At 71.0% G+C, this 16655-nt stretch carries 13 protein-coding genes and 1 riboswitch; all 13 genes read left to right on the top strand.

What is annotated here, in order from left to right:
• The first annotated feature begins 126 nt into the window (after window positions 1-126).
• Complete coding sequence (gene cysT / locus ACFQPS_RS18135; protein WP_377360633.1) at window positions 127-975, top strand: sulfate ABC transporter permease subunit CysT; 849 nt, start codon at window positions 127-129, stop codon at window positions 973-975.
• Entirely contained in the window at window positions 960-1940 is a 981-nt protein-coding gene (cysW, locus tag ACFQPS_RS18130; protein ID WP_377360632.1) for a sulfate ABC transporter permease subunit CysW, read from the top strand. Before cysT ends, cysW begins: the two co-directional genes overlap by 16 nt.
• A 10-nt stretch (window positions 1941-1950) precedes the next feature.
• Window positions 1951-2997: a sulfate/molybdate ABC transporter ATP-binding protein gene (locus ACFQPS_RS18125; protein ID WP_377360631.1), complete on the top strand. Its 1047-nt coding sequence runs from the start codon at window positions 1951-1953 to the stop codon at window positions 2995-2997.
• 150 nt (window positions 2998-3147) lie between these two features.
• Entirely contained in the window at window positions 3148-3468 is a 321-nt protein-coding gene (locus ACFQPS_RS18120) for a hypothetical protein (protein ID WP_377360630.1), read from the top strand.
• Between the two features lie 125 nt (window positions 3469-3593).
• A riboswitch (cobalamin riboswitch) is annotated at window positions 3594-3789 on the top strand.
• A 198-nt stretch (window positions 3790-3987) separates the two neighbouring features.
• Window positions 3988-5922, top strand: a complete 1935-nt coding sequence (locus ACFQPS_RS18115; RefSeq protein ID WP_377360629.1) for a TonB-dependent receptor plug domain-containing protein — start codon at window positions 3988-3990, stop codon at window positions 5920-5922.
• 2 nt (window positions 5923-5924) lie between these two features.
• Window positions 5925-6827, top strand: a complete 903-nt coding sequence (locus ACFQPS_RS18110; RefSeq protein ID WP_377360628.1) for an ABC transporter substrate-binding protein — start codon at window positions 5925-5927, stop codon at window positions 6825-6827.
• On the top strand, window positions 6824-7876 hold the full coding sequence (locus ACFQPS_RS18105) for a FecCD family ABC transporter permease (RefSeq protein ID WP_377360627.1): 1053 nt from the start codon (window positions 6824-6826) through the stop codon (window positions 7874-7876). The genes ACFQPS_RS18110 and ACFQPS_RS18105 overlap by 4 nt, the downstream gene beginning before the upstream one ends.
• Window positions 7873-8670, top strand: a complete 798-nt coding sequence (locus ACFQPS_RS18100) for an ABC transporter ATP-binding protein (RefSeq protein WP_377360626.1) — start codon at window positions 7873-7875, stop codon at window positions 8668-8670. Before ACFQPS_RS18105 ends, ACFQPS_RS18100 begins: the two co-directional genes overlap by 4 nt.
• 108 nt (window positions 8671-8778) lie before the next feature.
• On the top strand, window positions 8779-9831 hold the full coding sequence (gene cobD, locus ACFQPS_RS18095) for a threonine-phosphate decarboxylase CobD (RefSeq protein ID WP_377360625.1): 1053 nt from the start codon (window positions 8779-8781) through the stop codon (window positions 9829-9831).
• 80 nt (window positions 9832-9911) lie between these two features.
• A complete protein-coding gene (locus ACFQPS_RS18090; protein ID WP_377360624.1) occupies window positions 9912-10466 on the top strand; it encodes a hypothetical protein in 555 nt (184 codons plus the stop codon).
• 589 nt (window positions 10467-11055) lie between these two features.
• On the top strand, window positions 11056-13188 hold the full coding sequence (locus ACFQPS_RS18085) for a bifunctional diguanylate cyclase/phosphodiesterase (RefSeq protein ID WP_377360623.1): 2133 nt from the start codon (window positions 11056-11058) through the stop codon (window positions 13186-13188).
• Window positions 13185-16166, top strand: a complete 2982-nt coding sequence (locus ACFQPS_RS18080; RefSeq protein ID WP_377360622.1) for a CheR family methyltransferase — start codon at window positions 13185-13187, stop codon at window positions 16164-16166. The genes ACFQPS_RS18085 and ACFQPS_RS18080 overlap by 4 nt, the downstream gene beginning before the upstream one ends.
• Window positions 16156-16641 carry a PAS domain-containing protein gene (locus tag ACFQPS_RS18075; RefSeq protein WP_377360621.1) on the top strand — a complete coding sequence of 162 codons (486 nt, stop codon included), beginning with the start codon at window positions 16156-16158 and terminating at the stop codon, window positions 16639-16641. Before ACFQPS_RS18080 ends, ACFQPS_RS18075 begins: the two co-directional genes overlap by 11 nt.
• Window positions 16642-16655 lie beyond the last annotated feature (14 nt).

Genomic DNA, 16655 nt, shown 5'->3' with positions numbered 1-16655 from the left:
CTCCGGGATTCGAGAGTTGACGGACGGTATCGGAATCTGCACGCAATGGACCCCCCGGCGGACCGCGACCCGCGGTGCGCCGGGGGTTTCCGTCATCGGGCAGCCCCCACCACCGGGAGACTTGCGATGACCGTCCTCTGGCAGCCCTTCGCCCGGCCGCGTCGGTCGGTCATTCCCGGGCTGGGCCTGACGCTCGGCGTCACGCTCCTCTACATGACCCTGATCGTCCTGGTTCCGCTGGCGGCCCTGGTCGCCCGTCCCTGGGAACTGGGCATCGCTGGATTCCTCGACCAGGTGACGCAGCCGCGCGTGCTGGCGGCGCTGCGGCTCAGCTTCGGGGCCGCATTCCTGGGCGCCAGCATCAACGCCGTCTTCGGTCTGGCCGTGGCCTGGATGCTGGTCCGCTACGATTTTCCCTTGAAGCGGCTGGTGGATGCCGTGGTGGACCTGCCCTTCGCCCTGCCGACGGCGGTGGCCGGTATCGCGCTCACCTCGCTCTATGCTCCCAACGGCTGGATCGGGCAGTTCCTGGCGCCGCTCGGGGTACAGGTCGCCTTCACGCCGCTGGGCGTCGTCGTCGCCCTGACCTTCATCGGCCTGCCCTTCGTCGTCCGCACCGTGCAGCCCGTGCTGGAGGATCTGGACAAGGAGCTGGAGGAAGCCGCCGCCAGCCTGGGCGCCACCCGGGTGGAGACCTTCGTGCGGGTGATCCTGCCCACCATCCTGCCGGCGCTGCTGACCGGCTTCGCGCTCGCCTTCGCCCGCGCGGTGGGGGAGTACGGCTCCGTCATCTTCATCGCCGGGAACATGCCCATGGTCAGCGAGATCGCGCCGCTGCTCATCGTCATCCGGCTGGAGCAGTTCGACTATGCCGGGGCGGCCGCCATCGGCGTGACCATGCTGCTGGCGAGCTTCGTCCTGCTGCTGGTCATCAACCTGCTGCAACGCTGGACGCGGCGATGGGCCGGTCTGTGAAGGAACCGCCCGTGACCACCTCTCCCTATGATGCCGATCCCGCCATTCCGGGCCGGACCGCGCCAGCGGCCAGGGGCGGGACGCTCCTGGACGATCCTGTCGTGATCGAACGGCCACCGGCGCGGCGGCGCGGCGTGCTGGAAGACCCGATCTGGGTGAAGCTGCTGATCGGCGGGACGGCCCTGGGCTTCCTTGTGCTGTTCATCGCGCTGCCGCTCCTCGCCGTCTTCGTGGAGGCGCTGCGGCGGGGCTTCGGGCCCTTCTGGGAGGCGCTGGTCGAGCCCGACGCCCTGGCCGCCGTCCGCCTGACCCTGACGGTGGCGGCCATCGCCGTGCCGGCGAACATGGTGTTCGGCGTCTGCGCCGCCTGGGCCATCGCCAAGCACCGCTTCCCCGGCAAGTCGCTGCTGCTGACCCTGGTGGACCTGCCCTTCAGCGTCTCGCCGGTGATCTCCGGCCTTGTCTACGTGCTGCTGTTCGGGGCGCACGGCTGGTTCGGCGGCTGGCTGCGCGAGCACGACATCCAGATCGTCTTCGCCGTGCCGGGGCTGGTGCTGGCGACCCTGTTCGTCACCTTCCCGTTCGTGGCGCGCGAGCTGATCCCGCTGATGCAGGCGCAGGGCACCGACGAGGAGGAGGCGGCCGTCACCCTGGGCGCCAACGGCTGGCAGACCTTCCTGCGGGTGACGCTGCCGAACATCAAGTGGGGTCTGCTCTACGGCGTGCTGCTCTGCAACGCCCGGGCGATGGGGGAGTTCGGCGCCGTCTCCGTCGTCTCCGGCCACATCCGGGGGGAGACGAACACCATGCCGCTGCATGTCGAGATCCTCTACAACGAGTACAACTTCGTGGCCGCCTTCGCCGTCGCCTCGCTGCTGGCGCTGCTGGCGATCGTGACCCTGGTGGCGAAGTCGCTGCTGGAATGGCGGTTCGGGGCCGAGCTGGCCGCCACCCGCAGGCATTGAGAGGCTGCCCATGAGCATCGTCCTGTCCGGCATCACCAAGCGCTTCGGCGGTTTCACGGCGGTCGATCATGTGGACCTGACCATCGCCCCGGGCGAGCTGGTGGCGCTGCTGGGTCCGTCCGGGTCGGGCAAGACGACCCTGCTGCGCATCATGGGCGGGCTTGAGTTCGCCGATTCCGGCCGGCTCCTGATCGACGGTCAGGACGCCACGGCGACCGAGCCGCATGCCCGGCGTGTCGGCTTCGTCTTCCAGCACTACGCCCTGTTCCGGCACATGACGGTGTTCGAGAACGTGGCCTTCGGCCTGCGGGTCGCACGCCGGCGCCCGAGGCTGGCGGAGGCGGAGATCCGCCGGCGGGTCCTGGAGCTGCTGGAGCTGGTGCAGCTCGCGCAGCTTGCCGACCGTTATCCGAACCAGCTTTCCGGCGGCCAGCGTCAGCGGGTGGCGCTGGCGCGGGCGCTGGCGACGGAGCCGCGGGTGCTGCTGCTGGACGAGCCGTTCGGGGCACTGGACGCCAAGGTACGCAAGGAGCTGCGGCGCTGGCTGCGGGAGATCCACAAGGGCATGGGCGTCATCACCGTGTTCGTGACCCATGACCAGGAGGAGGCGCTGGAACTGGCCGACCGGGTCGCCATCCTGCACCAGGGGCGGCTGGAGCAGGTCGGCACCCCGGCGGCGATCTACGACCGGCCGGCCACGGCCTTCGTCTGCGATTTCCTGGGCGGCGGCACCCGGCTTTCCTGCACCATCCAGGGCGACCATGCGGAGATCGCCGGGCTGCCCCTGGCCCTGCCGCCCGGCGCCTGGACCCGCGGCCCCGGGATCGCCTTCGTCCGGCCGCACGATGTGGAGGTGCTGCCCGCCGCCGGTCCGGGCAGCCTGTCCGCCCGGGTCCGGGCGGTGCAGCCGGTCGGTCCGGAACTGCGGCTCGACCTCGATCTGGACGGACAGGTCATGGAGGCGCTGCTGGACCGCCGCACGGCCGATGTCGGGGCGCTGACCCCCGGGGCCGCGGTGGGCGTCAGGCTGCGCCACGTCAACATCTTCCCGGCCTGAGGACTGGCCCCGTTTCCGTCAGGCCCTGCGCCTGCCCCTGGCGCACGACCGTCGAGCCGAGAGGTGCGAATCAAACGGCAGACACCGCGTTAGCGGCATGTTAACGTAGTTACGCCTCACTAGGGGAGTAACGCGCTCGGAGGCTGTGCGGTGCGTGTCATCATCATAGGATCACAGGCAGAGGATCTGGCGGCCGCCCGGGCGCAGTGCCAGAGCGGTCGGCTTGCCGTCGTCGGGACCGGCGGCTGGCAGGACGCGGTCCGTCTGTTCGACGCCACCCAGCCGTCGGCGGTGGTGCTCGCCTCCGCCCCCGAATCCCCCGAAGCCGCCGGGGCGATCTGGTCCTTGCGCGCCCGCGATCCCTTCGTCGCCATCGTGCCGCCGCATGCGGCCTCCGCCATGCCCGCTCACGCCGCCTCTGTCGCGCCCGCGGCGGGCGGTCCGTTCCCGATGGGCGGTCTTCCGGGCTGATCCGCCGCCGGCCGGTCCCCGGTCCTGGGGCGTGGGTGCTGGGCATATCGGGCTATGCGTGTCGCCGCTGCCACAGGTTTCGGAACACCGCGGTTCATCTCTTGTCCTGCTCTCCCGACTAGGCTAACCCTCAGCCCGCCGAAGGTGCCCCGGAAGGGGTGAAAAGGGAACGCGGTGCGGGTCGCAAGGCCCCAGGCCGCGGCTGCCCCCGCAACTGTGAGCGGCGAGCGCTCGTCCATCCATGGCCACTGGGAAACTGGGAAGGCCGGACGAGCGTGGTGACCCGCAAGCCAGGAGACCTGCCTTCGGAAATGCGTCGCACGGCCGTTGGGCGGGGTGTCCTGGCGGGGCGGATTTCCGTTTCGTGCCGGCGCTTCGGAAGGAGCGTGCCCGTGTGGCCGCCATGCATGCCATGGCGGCGCCGGACCGGCCTGTCATCCCCCCGACGCGGCAGTCCCGCCGCGCCGGCCGTCGGGCCCTGCTTCCGATTTCGCACCCTTGTGGAACGGAGCCAGAGAAGTGCCCAAGTCCCCCCTGTCGTCCCGCCTGTCGGCCCCCCTGTCGGCCCCCCTGTCGGCCCGTCGCCACCGGCGCGCGCTGCTCGCCGGCCTGACCGCCGCCTCCTGCCTCGGTCTGGCGGTGCAGGCCCAGGCCCAGACCGGAAGCGCGGGGCGCGACCCCCTGGTCGATGAGATCGTCGTCACCGCGACCCGCACGCCCACCCGGATCGACCGCGTCGGCAGCAGCATCAGCGTCGTCACCGCGGCCGACATCGCGCGCAGCCAGCAGTCGCAGGTCCTGGACGTGCTGAAGCGCGTCCCCGGCATCAGCATCTCACGCAACGGCGGCGTCGGCGCCACCTCCAACGTCCGGATCCGTGGCTCCGAAACCAGCATGGTCAAGGTGCTGGTCGACGGGGTGGAGATGAACGACAGCTCCAGCGCCAGCCGCGACTTCGACTTCAACGCCCTGCTGAGCGACGACATCGAGCGGATCGAGGTGCTGCGCGGGCCGCAGAGCGCGCTCTACGGCAACGATGCCATGGCCGGCGTCATCAACATCATCACCCGGCGCGGCGACGGGCCGTTGACCGTGCGCGGACTGGTCGAGGCCGGGGCCTACGACACCTTCCGGCAGAACCTGTCCCTGTCCGGCCGCTCGGGCGATATCGACTACTCGCTCTCGGGCAGCAACTACAAGACGGACGGCTTCTCCCGTGTCGGTGCGGGCGACGAGAAGGACGGTTCGGAGATGCGTTCCGTGCGCGGCCGGCTCGGCTGGCGCGCCAGTGAGGCGCTGCGCTTCGACCTTTCCGCCGGCTGGGACTGGCTGGACACCGACTTCGATCCCAGCACCAGCAGCGACGGTCCCGCCTTCCAGGAGAAGGAGACCCTGTTCGGCCATGCCGGTGCGTTCTTCACGGCCCTGGACGGCCGGCTGGAGACCACCCTGTCGGTCGGTGCCAGCCGGACGGACCGCGACTTCGACGAGCCCAAGGGCTGGTATCGCTATTCGACCTTCGACAGCGACCAGCTCAGTGTTGACCTGATGTCCAGCCTGAAGCTGCGCCGGGCGGATGTCGCCACCGTCGGCCTCGCCTGGGACCGCGAGAAGGCGGAGACGACCACCACCAGCAGCCGGGGCGTCACCACGCCGGGCGTCGATGCGGATGTCGAGACCTGGGGCGTCTTCGGCCAGTATCTCGCCGCCCTGACCGAGGAGCTGTCGGTCACCCTGGGCGCCCGCCACGACCATAACGACCAGTTCGGCGGCGACACCACCTGGCGCGCCACCGCGGCCTACGCGCTGTCCCCCGTGGGTACCACGCTGCGCGCCAGCTACGGCACGGCCCGTCGCGCCCCCAGCCTGTATCAGCTCTTCGATCCGACCTACGGCAACCGGCGCCTGGAGACGGAGAAGAGCTGGGGCGCCGATGCCGGGGTCGAGCAGACCCTCTTCGACGGCAAGGTGACCGCGGGCGTGTCCGTGTTCCGCAACAGCTACCGCAACCTGATCGCCTTCACCTCCAGCTACGTGAACATCGGCCGCGCCCGGACCCAGGGTGTGGAGACGACGCTGGCGGTGCAGCCGGTCTCCTGGCTCTCGCTGGATGCGAACTACACCCTGCTGGACACGGAGAACCGGGACAACGGCCGCGATCTGCCGCGGCGGCCGCGCCATTCGTTCAACCTGGGCGCGGACGTGACGGTGACGGACGCGGTCACGCTGGGCGCCGACCTGCGCCATGTCACCTCGCAGCTCGACCGCGCGTCGGCCACCTCGCCGCGGGTGGACGGCTATACGGTCGTGAATCTGCTGGGCCGCTGGGAGCTGACGGACAGCCTGAGCCTGTTCGGCCGGGTCGAGAACCTGTTCGACGAGGACTACCAGGAGGTCCTGAACTACAACACGCCCGGCCGCTCCGCCTATATCGGCATCCAGGCGGCGTTCTGAGCATGGGCCGGCGCATCGCCGCCGCCCTCCGCCTGCCGCTCGCTGTCGTCCTGTCCGTCGTCGCGGGTCTGTCCGTCCTGGGGCTGCCCGGTCCGGCGGCCGGGGCGACGGGCGGGGCGACAGAAGGGGCGACTGCGGCGCCCCGCCGTGTGGTCTCGCTCTCGCTCTGCGCCGACCAGTTCGTGCTGGCGCTCGCCGCGCGGGAGCAGATCGCCGGTCTGAGCCGCCTTGCCGCGGACCCGAACCTGACGCCCTCCGCGGCGCAGGCTTCGGGTCTGCACCGGCATGGCGGCACGGCGGAGGAGATCCTGATGCTGAAGCCCGACCTGGTGGTCGATGGCGGCTTCACCCGCGGCCGCACGGTCGCCATGCTGGAGCATCTCGGCATCCCGGTGCTGCGGCTGCGCGGTGCCGTGACCCTGGCCGGCATCCTGCCTCAGATCGACGCCGTGGCGGCGGCGGTCGGGCAGCCGGAGCGGGGCCGGGCGCTGCGGCGCAGCCTGGAGGCCCGGTTGGCCGGGGCGGGCACCGCGCCCGCCCTGGGCACCGCCATGCTGTACCGGCCGGGCGGCGAGGTTCCCGGCTCCCGCGGCATCGTCAACGACGTGATGGCCGCGGCCGGTCTGACGAACATCGGGGGGCGTCTCTCCACCCGCCCGAACGGCCGGGTCATGGTGGAACAGCTCGCGCTCGACCCGCCGGACGTCCTGGTGGTGGACAGCCGCCGGCCGGACCGGCCCGGCGTGGGCCAGTCCGTGCTGGACCATCCCGCGCTGCGCCCGCTGGCGGGGCGGATGCGGGAGGTGTCCTTCCCCCTGAAGTACTGGCTCTGCGCCGGTCCCGGTTCCATCGACGGGGTCGCGCTGCTGCGCGAGGCCGCCCGCGGCGGGGGAGGGGCGTCATGACCGCCGCCGCTGCCGACCGCGCCCGCCTGCGCGGTGACCTGCCGGGCGCTGCCCGGCCGCGGGAGGACGGGCTGCTGCTGGCCGGGCTGGGGCTGCTGCTCGCCGCCCTGTTCCTGGTCTCCCTGCTGGTCGGCCCGGCTCCGGTTCCGCCCGGTCAGATCCTGGCGGGGCTGGCGGGGCGGGGCGATCCCGCCGTGGTGCTGGTGGCGCAGGAGGTGCGCCTGCCGCGCGCCCTGCTGGGGGCGCTGGTGGGGGCCGGCCTGGGCATGGCGGGGGCGGCCCTGCAAGGCTTCCTGCGCAACCCGCTGGCCGATCCGGGCCTTGTCGGGGCGTCCGCCTCCGCCTCGTTCGGTGCCGTGCTGGTGCTCTATTTCGGGCTCTCCGCCCAGCTTGCGCTCGCCATGCCGCTGGCCGGGATGGCGGGGGCAGGCTGCGGCATGGCACTGATCCTCATGCTGGCAGGAAGGCAGGCCAGCGTGCTGTCCCTGATCCTCGCCGGCGTGGCGGTGCAGACCCTGGCCGGGGCGCTGACCTCGCTGGCCCTGAACCTCGCGCCCAACCCGCATGCGGCCCTGGAGATCGCCTTCTGGCTGCTGGGCTCGCTGACCGACCGGACGCGCGACCATGTGCTGCTGGCGGCTCCCTTCCTGCTTGTCGGGATGGCGATGCTGGCGCGGGAGCGGCACAGCCTGGACGCGCTGGGCCTGGGCGAGCGCACGGCGGCCAGCCTGGGCGTGGACGTGGCGGCGCTGCGCCGGCGCATCGTGCTGGGCACGGTGCTGGCCGTCGGGCCGGGGGTGGCCGTGACGGGTGCGATCGGCTTCATCGGGCTGGTGGTGCCGCACCTGCTGCGGCCCTTCGTCGGGCACGAGCCGGGGCGCCTGCTGCTGCCCAGCGCCCTGGCCGGCGGCGCCCTGCTGCTGGCCGCGGACATCCTGGTGCGGCTGGTGCCGACCAACGACGAGCTGAAGCTGGGCGTCGTCACCGGCCTGATCGGGGCGCCCTTCTTCCTGCTCCTGCTCAACCGGCTGCGGGCGGAGGTGCGATGACGGGGCTTCAGGCACGCGACCTGGGGGTCGCGCTGGGCGGCCGGACGGTGCTGGACGGGGTCTCCGTGCAGCTCCGGCCGGGGGAGCTGGTCGGGCTGATCGGCCCCAACGGGGCCGGCAAGACGACCCTGCTGGGAACGCTCGCCGGCCTCACCCGCCCCGACCGCGGGCAGGTCAGCCTGGACGGCCGCCCGCTGGCCGGGCTGCCGCCGGCGGAGCGGGCCCGGCGGCTGGCCTTCCTCGACCAGCAGGCCGGCAGTCACTGGCCGCTGCGGGTGGAGCGCGTGGTCACGCTGGGCCGCCTGCCGCATGCCGATCCCTGGCGCGGCAGCGGCGGGGCGGACGCGGCGGCCGTGGAGCAGGCGATGGCCCGCTGCGGCGTCGCCGGCCTGCGCGACCGCGTGGTGACGACGCTGTCGGGCGGCGAGCGGGCGCGGGTGATGCTGGCCCGCGCCCTGGCGGTGGAGCCCGACTACCTGCTGGCGGACGAGCCGGCGGCGGGCCTCGACCCCTACCACCAGCTCCAGCTCATGGAGCTGTTGGCCGGGCTGGCGGCGGAGGGCATGGGGGTGATGGTGGTGCTGCACGAGCTGGCGCTGGCGCTGCGCTTCTGCACCCGCCTCTGCCTCATGGCGGAGGGCGGCGCTATCGTGGCGGACAGCGATCCGGCCACGCTGCTCGCCGGTGGCCGGCTGGAGGATGTGTACGCCATCGAACTGCTGCGCGGGGTCCGGGAGGGGCAGCCCTACGCGCTCGCCTGGCGGCGGGCGGACGTGGCGGCTGCCAGACGCTGAGACGATGCGGCGCGCGCGGTTCCGCCCGCCGGCCCGCGGCCGGGTATGGACGGCGCCGCGGCGCTGGCTTATGGGCAGTGCCGGCATTCCGCCGGCCGGGGAAGAAGCATGAACGGGGACAGCGGCGACACCGCGACCGCAGGGCAGAGCGCAGGCCCGCTGCCGCATGGCGGCGATCTGGACACGGCCCGCCGGACCTGGCCGCAGGCGCCCCTGCCCTGGATCGACCTGTCCACGGGGATCAATCCCTGGCCCTGGCCGGTCGGCCCGCTGGAGCCGGAGAGCTGGACCCGTCTGCCCGGTGCGGCGGCCCTGGACGCCCTCCGCCATGCGGCGGCCCGGCGCTACGGGGTTCCGGACGCGGGCCGGGTCGCGGCGGCGCCGGGCACCCAGGCGCTGATCCAGCTCCTGCCGCGGCTGTGTCCCCCCTCCAGGGTCGCGGTGCAGTCGCCCACCTACAACGAGCATGCACACTGCTGGGCCGCGGCCGGCCATGAGGTGACGGCCGTTCCCGGCATCGACGCCCTGCCGGACGGCACCGACGTCTGCGTCGTCGTGAACCCGAACAACCCCGACGGCCGCCAGCACCCGCCGTCTCGACTTCTGGAGCTGGCGGCGGCCCTGGCCCGGCGCGGCGGCTGGCTGGTGGTGGACGAGGCGTTCGCCGACACCTGTCCCGATGCCAGCGTCGCCCCGGCGGCGGGGGTGCCGGGACTGGTCGTGCTGCGCAGCTTCGGGAAGTTCTACGGGCTGGCGGGCCTGCGGCTCGGGTTCGTCCTGGCGGACACCGCCCTCCTGGCGGCCGTCGAGGCGGCGCTCGGCCCCTGGAGCGTCTCCGGTCCGGCGCTGGAGATCGGCCGCCGCGCCCTGGAGGACGATGCCTGGACGGCGGCGACCCGCCTCCGGCTGGAGGCCGCGGCGGCATCGCTCGATGCCGATCTCCTGGCGGCGGCCGGGCTGGAGATCGTGGGCGGCACGCCTCTGTTCCGGCTGGCGCGGACCCCGGCCGCCGCGACCCTGTGCGGGGCGCTGGCCGCCGCCGGCCTCTGGGTGCGTCGCTTCCCGGACCGGCCGGACCTGCTGCGCTTCGGCCTGCCGCCGGACGATGCGGCGCGGGATCGGCTGCGGCAGGTCGTCCGCGGCACGGTCTGGCGGACCTGAGGGCGTCAGGGCGGCGGATCTGCGGCGTGTAAGGGCTGAGGAGTGCCGTCCGGCGCGCTCCACCAACGCCGAGGAACCCCATGGCCAGTTCCATTTCCGGTTACGGGAGCACGTCCCTGCTCCAGCAGGCGCTCCTGTCCTCCCTGAAGCGCACGAGCACGACCGACGACGAGAAGACCACCACGACCGTGGCGGACACCGTCACCACGACCTCCGGAACGGATGCGGAGTCGGAGGGCACTTCCTTCGAGGAGAAGCTGGCCGCCAGACTCGCGGCCGATGTCGAGGCCGGGACGCTCAGCGAGGACGATGCCGACCTGATCGCGAAGACGTTCGACGAACTCGCCCAGTCCCTGGGCGGGGGCGATCGTCCGGCCGGCGGACCGCCTCCCGGCGGGGCTGGTGGACCACCCCCCGGCGGCGCGGGCGGACCGCCTCCGGGCGGCGGGATGCCCCCAGGCGGTGCTGCCGGCGGGGCGGAGGAGGAGTCCGACAGTTCGGCGACCACCTCCGTCTATGAGACGGCGCTGAGCCTCCTGAAGCAGAATGCGGAGGAGGAGGGCACCGATTCCGGCACGGCGGCCGCCTATCTGAGCAAGCTCCTCTCCGGCGGTCTGGTCGACACCAGGGCCTGACGGGTCGAGCCCCCTGCCAGCGACGGCGAGGGGGTTCCGGATATCCGGGACAGGACCCCGGGCCGCGGGCCCCGGGCCCCGGGCCAGGTGGGCAGGATGCCGGTCGGATGCCATCCCCCCTTCATGCCCCCATGTCTCCCCCACGGCGGTACCCATGCCGCCGTGAGGGGCGGCATTCCCATTTCCGATCTGATTCTGTTCTGATTCCATCCCTCCGCCCCGATGTGGCGGACGGGACCGGCCGATCCGTGCCAACGGGCATACGCTCCTGTGGTAACTCTCCGATACGATGGCGATGTGTCGTCGAGGGTGACATGGCGGCGGAGCAGGATGCTGGCTATTTCCGATTGTGGAATCCGGTATCCCTGCCGGCACTGCCGCTCGTAGAAGTCGTGTCCCTTCAATTAACCACAGGCTGTCGTGGGCAGTGGCAGCTTTCTGGGGTAACCTGTTCTCATGTCCGCGGGACTGTGCCGGATGTCCGACAGGGCGGATGGCGCTGCCGCTGGCCGGAAAAGGCGAAGAACGATCCTGGGTAGCGAAGCGTGCCGACGTGATGGCGAAGCAACTCGATTCCCTTCTGGACAGAATGACCGCGGCGTTCCTGGGGGGGGATCTTCCCGGCCTTGACCGGATCGTCCTGGAGGGGGCCGAGGCCCTGACAGGAAGCGGGGTCAGCTACCTACAGTTCTTCGATCCGCTGGATGGAACGGCGACCACGGCGATGTGGTCCCGACCCGCGGGGACGGGCTCTCCGCCACCGGACGTCCACCACCGTGCCGCGGGCGGCCTCTGGGAAGACTGCCTGCGCAGCGGCCGCGCCGTTGTCCAGAACACCGTGGGCGCGGCCGTGCGGGACGCCGGTGCGCTTCCCCGGAATGGCGAGACATCCCCCCAGGTGAAACCGGCCGGCCATGTCGCGCTGTGGCGGCATCTCGGCGTCCCCGTTCTGGAGACCGGGCCGGCCCCGTTCGTCCTGGGCGTCGGCAACAAGCCCGCCCCCTACGATCCGGAAGACATGGCCGTCCTGGAACGGGTCGGCGGCGTCTTCGCCGCGATGCGGGCCGCGCTCCTGTACCGGCGGCGTGAGCGGGCCCGCATCGCGTCGATCGGCGGCGAGGACTGGACGGCCGGCATCGACGGCGCCTTCCGCCCCTCATCCGATTTCCTGATGGCGCTCGGCTACGATCCGGCGCAGCCGCCGGACCTTTCCGCCCTGATCGCCGCGGAGGACAGGCCGGCCTTCGCCTCGGCCATGGAGGGTGCTGCCGACGGCGCGCCGCTGTCGGTCGATGTGAGGCTGGCGACGGCCGACGGGCGGCTCCGCTGGTACAGCCTGTTCGGCAGCGTGGACCGCGACGAGCGGGGGACCTTCCAGCAGGTGCTCGGCATCGCCCTGGACCGGGAGTCCGAGCGGGGCCTGTCCGACCGTGCGCGCTGGCTGGCGTCCCACGACGCCCTGACACGGCTGCCCAACCGCTCCGCCCTGCTGGATCATCTGGGGGAGATCCAGGGCAGTCCCGGCGGGTGCAGCCAGATCGCGCTGTTCGCGCTCGACCTCGACAAGTTCAGCAGCGTCAACGCCAAGATCGGCGTGGATGCGGGCGATCGGCTGTTGCGCCAGGTGGCGGACGAGCTGACCCTGCGGCTGGAGGTGGGCGACCTCCTGGCCCGCACCGGCGGCGACGAGTTCTGCCTTGTCAGGCACGGCGCCCTGACCCCCGCCCAGGCCGGCCAGTTCGCCGAGGAGCTGCTCTCGGCCGTGCGTGCCGTGGCCGTGCCCGATGAGGATATCGGCTTCCTGACCGCCGGGATCGGCATCAGCCTGTCCGCCTCCGGGCCGCGGCCCGAAACCTCCCTGGAGGAGGCGGAATCCGCCCTGCACATGGCCCGTGCCCAGGGCGGCAACCACTTCGCCTTCTTCGAGCGGCAGGCGACCGAGCGGCAGATGGATGAGATCCGCCTGTCGCGGCTGGTCTCCAGCCCGGCGTTCTGGGACAGCCTGCGGGTGGTCTATCAGGCCCAGGTCCGGCTTGCGGATCAGCGCATCATGGGGGTGGAGGCGCTGGTCCGGTCCGATCTCAGCGGCCAGATGGGCATCGGCACGGAACGGTTGATCGCCACCATCGAGGACATGGGACTGACCCAGCGGCTCGGCCGCGCCGTGCGCGATCTCGTCATCGCCGATGTCAAGGCCATGGGGCTCGCGGACGAGGAGCTGCCGGTCATCTCCATCAACTTCTCCCCCGTCGAATTCGCCGACGTGGACCATGTGCGCGACTTCATCGCCGCCATCAAGGCGAGCGGCCTCAACCCGGAGAAGTTCGAGATCGAGATCACCGAGCGGTCCCTGCTGGCCGCGTCGGAGGCGCTGGACGTCGTGCAGTCCATGCTGCAACAGAGCGGCGTCCGTCTCGCCCTCGACGACTTCGGTTCCGGCTACTCGTCCTTGCGCTACCTGACCCACATCCAGGTGGACAAGATCAAGATCGACAAGGTCTTCATCAACGGGATCGAGACGAACGGCCGCGAGCGGCGGGTCGTGGAGTCCATCATCGCGCTCGCCCGCGGGCTCGATGCCGTGGCCCTGGCCGAAGGGGTGGAGGAGGCGGGACAGGCCCGCCTGCTCAAGGAACTCGGCTGCGAAATGGCCCAGGGCTACCATTTCTGCCGCCCGGTCGGGCGCACGTTGATCCTTCAGATGATCAGGGGGAACGGTTGACCACGCGCCGCCGCTCCGTCCCCGCTCTGCCGACGGCAGCCAAGGCGCCGGAGCCCCGTCTCCGGTGCGGGCCGGCGCCGGTCTCCCTGCACAGCCGTCCGGACTTCGTCGTCGCGCTGGGGGCTTCGGCCGGCGGCCTGGAGGCGTTGCAGGATTTCTTCTCGGCGCTCGATCCGGAGCAGGCGCGCCCGGCGGCCTTCATCGTCGTGCAGCACCTGTCGCCCGACCACAAGAGCATGATGCCGGATCTGCTGACCCGGAGCACCTGCCTGCCGATCAACGTGATCGAGGAGGGCATGCCGCTCGTGGCCGGACAGGTCTTTCTGATCCCGCCCTCGGTCACGCTGCGCATCACGCCGGCCGGCCGCTTCGCGCTGCGCCCGAAGACCCCCGGCGTCGTCAGCCTGCCCATCGACATCCTGTTCTCGTCGATGGCCGAGGTGTTCAAGAACAACTGCATCGGCGTCGTGCTGTCCGGCACCGGCAGCGACGGCACGCGCGGCGTGGTGGCGATCAACAGCGTCGGGGGCCTGACGCTGGCGCAGACCCCCTCCTCGGCGCAGTTCGACGGGATGCCCCGCAGCGCCATCGCCACCGGCTACGTGGACGAGCAGGGGGATGCGCGGCAGCTTGCCCGCCGCGTGCTGGACTACCTGCACGGCCAGGTGCCCGAACCGGTGCTGCTGCATGCCCCGGACGGGGCGTCCGGCCCCGACCAGGAGGGATACCGTGCGATCCTGGAGGATCTGAGCACCCGCACGGCCATCCCCTTCGACCAGTACAAGCAGTCCACCGTCGTCCGCCGCATCCACCGCCGGATGACCATCCGCCACTGCGCCAGCCTGACCGACTACGCGAAGCTCCTGCGTGGCGATCCCGCAGAATTGCAGACGCTGCGCCGCGAGGTGCTGATCGGTGTCACCCGCTTCTTCCGCGACGGTCCCGCCTTCGACGAACTGGCGAAGCTCCTGCCCGATCTGCTGGCGCACAAGGCGAAGGGGGAAGCGCTACGGATCTGGTCGGCCGGGTGCTCCACGGGGGAAGAAGCCTATTCCCTGGCCATCCTGGTCCATGAGGCGATGCAGGCGGCGGGCCTCAGCCTTGAGGTCAAGATCTTCGCCACCGACGTGGTGCAGGACTATCTCGACGTCGCCTCCGCCGGGCTCTATCCGGCGACCATCGAGGCCGAACTGTCACCGCAGCGGCTGGAGGCCTGTTTCGTCCGACAGGGGGAGATGTACCGCATCAGCCCGGCGATCCGGCGCATGGTGATCTTCGCCCGGCACAACGTCATCACCGATGCGCCGTTCACCAAGGTCGACCTGCTGGTCTGCCGCAACACGCTGATCTACTTCGAAGCATCCCTCCAGGAGAAGGTCATCAAGCGCTTCCAGTACGCGCTGACGGACGGGGGCATCCTGTTCCTGGGCAGCAGCGAGAGCCTGGGACCGGCGGCGCGCGATTTCATGATCCTCTCCTCCAAGAACAAGATCTTCCGGACCTTGCGGCCGGGAGCCCTGTCGCTGGAGGCATTGCAGATCGGGCGCATGGATCGCGCTCTGCACGTCGTCTCCCGGCCTCCCGGTGTGGCGGACCCGGCGACGCCGATGGACCGGATCAAGGATGCGCTGATCGATACCCTGCTGCCGCCCAGCATCCTGCTGACCGAAACGCGGGAGATCGCGCATGTGTTCGGGGATGTCTCCCGCTTCCTGCGGCTGCCGAAGGGGCAGGCGACCCTGGACCCGGCGCGCATGATGGCGCCTGGCGCCAGCGCGACCCTGCTTCAGGTCCTGGCGGTGGCCAGACGGGACCGTGCCCCCGTGTTCTCGGCCCCGATCGCTCTCGGGCGTCCGGCCGACGGCCCTGTCGAGTCCTTCCGCATCCGGGCGGCGCCGGTGGCGCACGAGGCGCCGCTGGATCAGCTGATGGTCGTGACCTTCCTGCCTGTGCAGGCGCCGACCGCCGTTCCGGACCCGGCTGACGCCCCGGAGGTTCCCAGCGCCCGCATCGAGATGCTGGAAGGGGAACTGGCGATCACACGGGAACACCTCCAGTCCACCATCGAGGAACTGGAGGCGGCCAACGAGGAATTGCAGGCGGCCAACGAGGAACTTCTGGCTTCCAACGAGGAGCTGCAATCGACGAACGAGGAATTGCAGTCGGTCAACGAGGAACTCTATACGGTCAACAGCGAGTATCAGGAGAAGATCCAGCTTCTGGTGAAGGCGAACGCCGATCTGGACCTGATGGCGCGGGCGGCGGCAATCCCGACGATCTTCGTGGATTCGGAGATCGTCCTGACCCGGTTCACCCCGGATTCCCGTCTCATCTACGATTTCCGCGACACCGACATCGGTCGCCCGCTCGGCGATTTCTCGAACAAGATCGGCTATGCGACGTTACCGCGCGATCTCGGGGCGGTGGTGCAGCAGCGGTCCGGCCGGGAGGTCTACTGGCGGACCCGGGACGGCACCGACTATCTGATCCGCATGATGCCCTATTCCGACGGCGACGGCGCCGTGCTGGGTGCGGTCGTCGCCTTCATCGACATCACCAAGCTGAACCAGCTTGAAAGTCTCCAGAACCTCATCGATTCCCTGCCCGAACATCTCGCCGTGCTGGACGGCGACGGGAACATCCAGTTCGTCAACTCCGCCTGGACCAGGTTCGCCGCGGCCAACGAGGGAGACGCCGATCGGGTCGGCGTCGGTACCAACTATTTCGATGCCTGCGTGGGCGCCGTGCCCCGCGACCGCTACGCCGCCAAGGCGGCGGCCGGGCTGCGTGCCGTGCTCAGCGGCGGCATCGACCATTTCTCCCTGCGCTATCCCTGCCATTCACCGACCGAGAAGCGCTGGTTCCTGATGCATGCGGCGCCCCTGCAAGGCAGCGGGGGCGGCGCAGTGGTCAGCCATATCAACATCACGTCGCTGGTCGGTGCGAACGAGGAGGAGGTCGAGTCCCATGAAGCCTGACCCGGACACCACCGGTCGGAGCCTCGACCGGATCAGCATGGACCCGACGAAGCTGTCCAAGGAGGAACTGGTCCAGGAATGGAACGTCCGCGAGGAAGAGCTGCGCCTCCAGAACGAACAGTTGCGCGAGTCGGAACTGCGGGCCGTCACCCAGCTCCAGCGCTTCGAGACGATGTTCAATCATTTCCCGCTGCCCGTGGTGATCGTCGATGACCATCTGGTCATCGTCGACGCCAACCGGGCGGCGAAGGAGACTCTGCCGGCCCTGATCCGGGTCCGGGACAGCTCGCTGGTGCGCTTCCTGGACGCCCCGACCCGCTCGTCCGTGACCCGGGCGCTGGTCCAGGGCGGCGTGGCCGACATCGACGCCGGACTGCACCTTCAGGCGCCGGTTTCCTACCGGCTGCGGGTCGTCCCGCTGCATTCGGGTCTGGGCCGCATGAACTATGCGGTCATCTTCCAGGCCCGGACCTGACAGGGCGCGCCCAC

Source organism: Rhodocista pekingensis (assembly GCF_042665545.1).
GTDB classification, from domain to species: domain Bacteria; phylum Pseudomonadota; class Alphaproteobacteria; order Azospirillales; family Azospirillaceae; genus Rhodocista; species Rhodocista pekingensis.
The sequence above is the reverse complement of the archived record's forward strand: the minus strand, read 5'-3'. Positions and strand labels throughout refer to the sequence as shown.

Bases quoted from the DNA above. Each gene is read 5' to 3' on its own strand.
- cysT (WP_377360633.1), top strand. From the start codon at position 127: ATGACCGTCCTCTGGCAGCCCTTCGCCCGGCCGCGTCGGTCGGTCATT.
- cysW (WP_377360632.1), top strand. From the start codon at position 960: ATGGGCCGGTCTGTGAAGGAACCGCCCGTGACCACCTCTCCCTATGAT.
- ACFQPS_RS18125 (WP_377360631.1), top strand. From the start codon at position 1,951: ATGAGCATCGTCCTGTCCGGCATCACCAAGCGCTTCGGCGGTTTCACG.
- ACFQPS_RS18110 (WP_377360628.1), top strand. From the start codon at position 5,925: ATGGGCCGGCGCATCGCCGCCGCCCTCCGCCTGCCGCTCGCTGTCGTC.
- ACFQPS_RS18105 (WP_377360627.1), top strand. From the start codon at position 6,824: ATGACCGCCGCCGCTGCCGACCGCGCCCGCCTGCGCGGTGACCTGCCG.
- ACFQPS_RS18100 (WP_377360626.1), top strand. From the start codon at position 7,873: ATGACGGGGCTTCAGGCACGCGACCTGGGGGTCGCGCTGGGCGGCCGG.
- cobD (WP_377360625.1), top strand. From the start codon at position 8,779: ATGAACGGGGACAGCGGCGACACCGCGACCGCAGGGCAGAGCGCAGGC.
- ACFQPS_RS18090 (WP_377360624.1), top strand. From the start codon at position 9,912: ATGGCCAGTTCCATTTCCGGTTACGGGAGCACGTCCCTGCTCCAGCAG.
- ACFQPS_RS18085 (WP_377360623.1), top strand. From the start codon at position 11,056: ATGACCGCGGCGTTCCTGGGGGGGGATCTTCCCGGCCTTGACCGGATC.
- ACFQPS_RS18075 (WP_377360621.1), top strand. From the start codon at position 16,156: ATGAAGCCTGACCCGGACACCACCGGTCGGAGCCTCGACCGGATCAGC.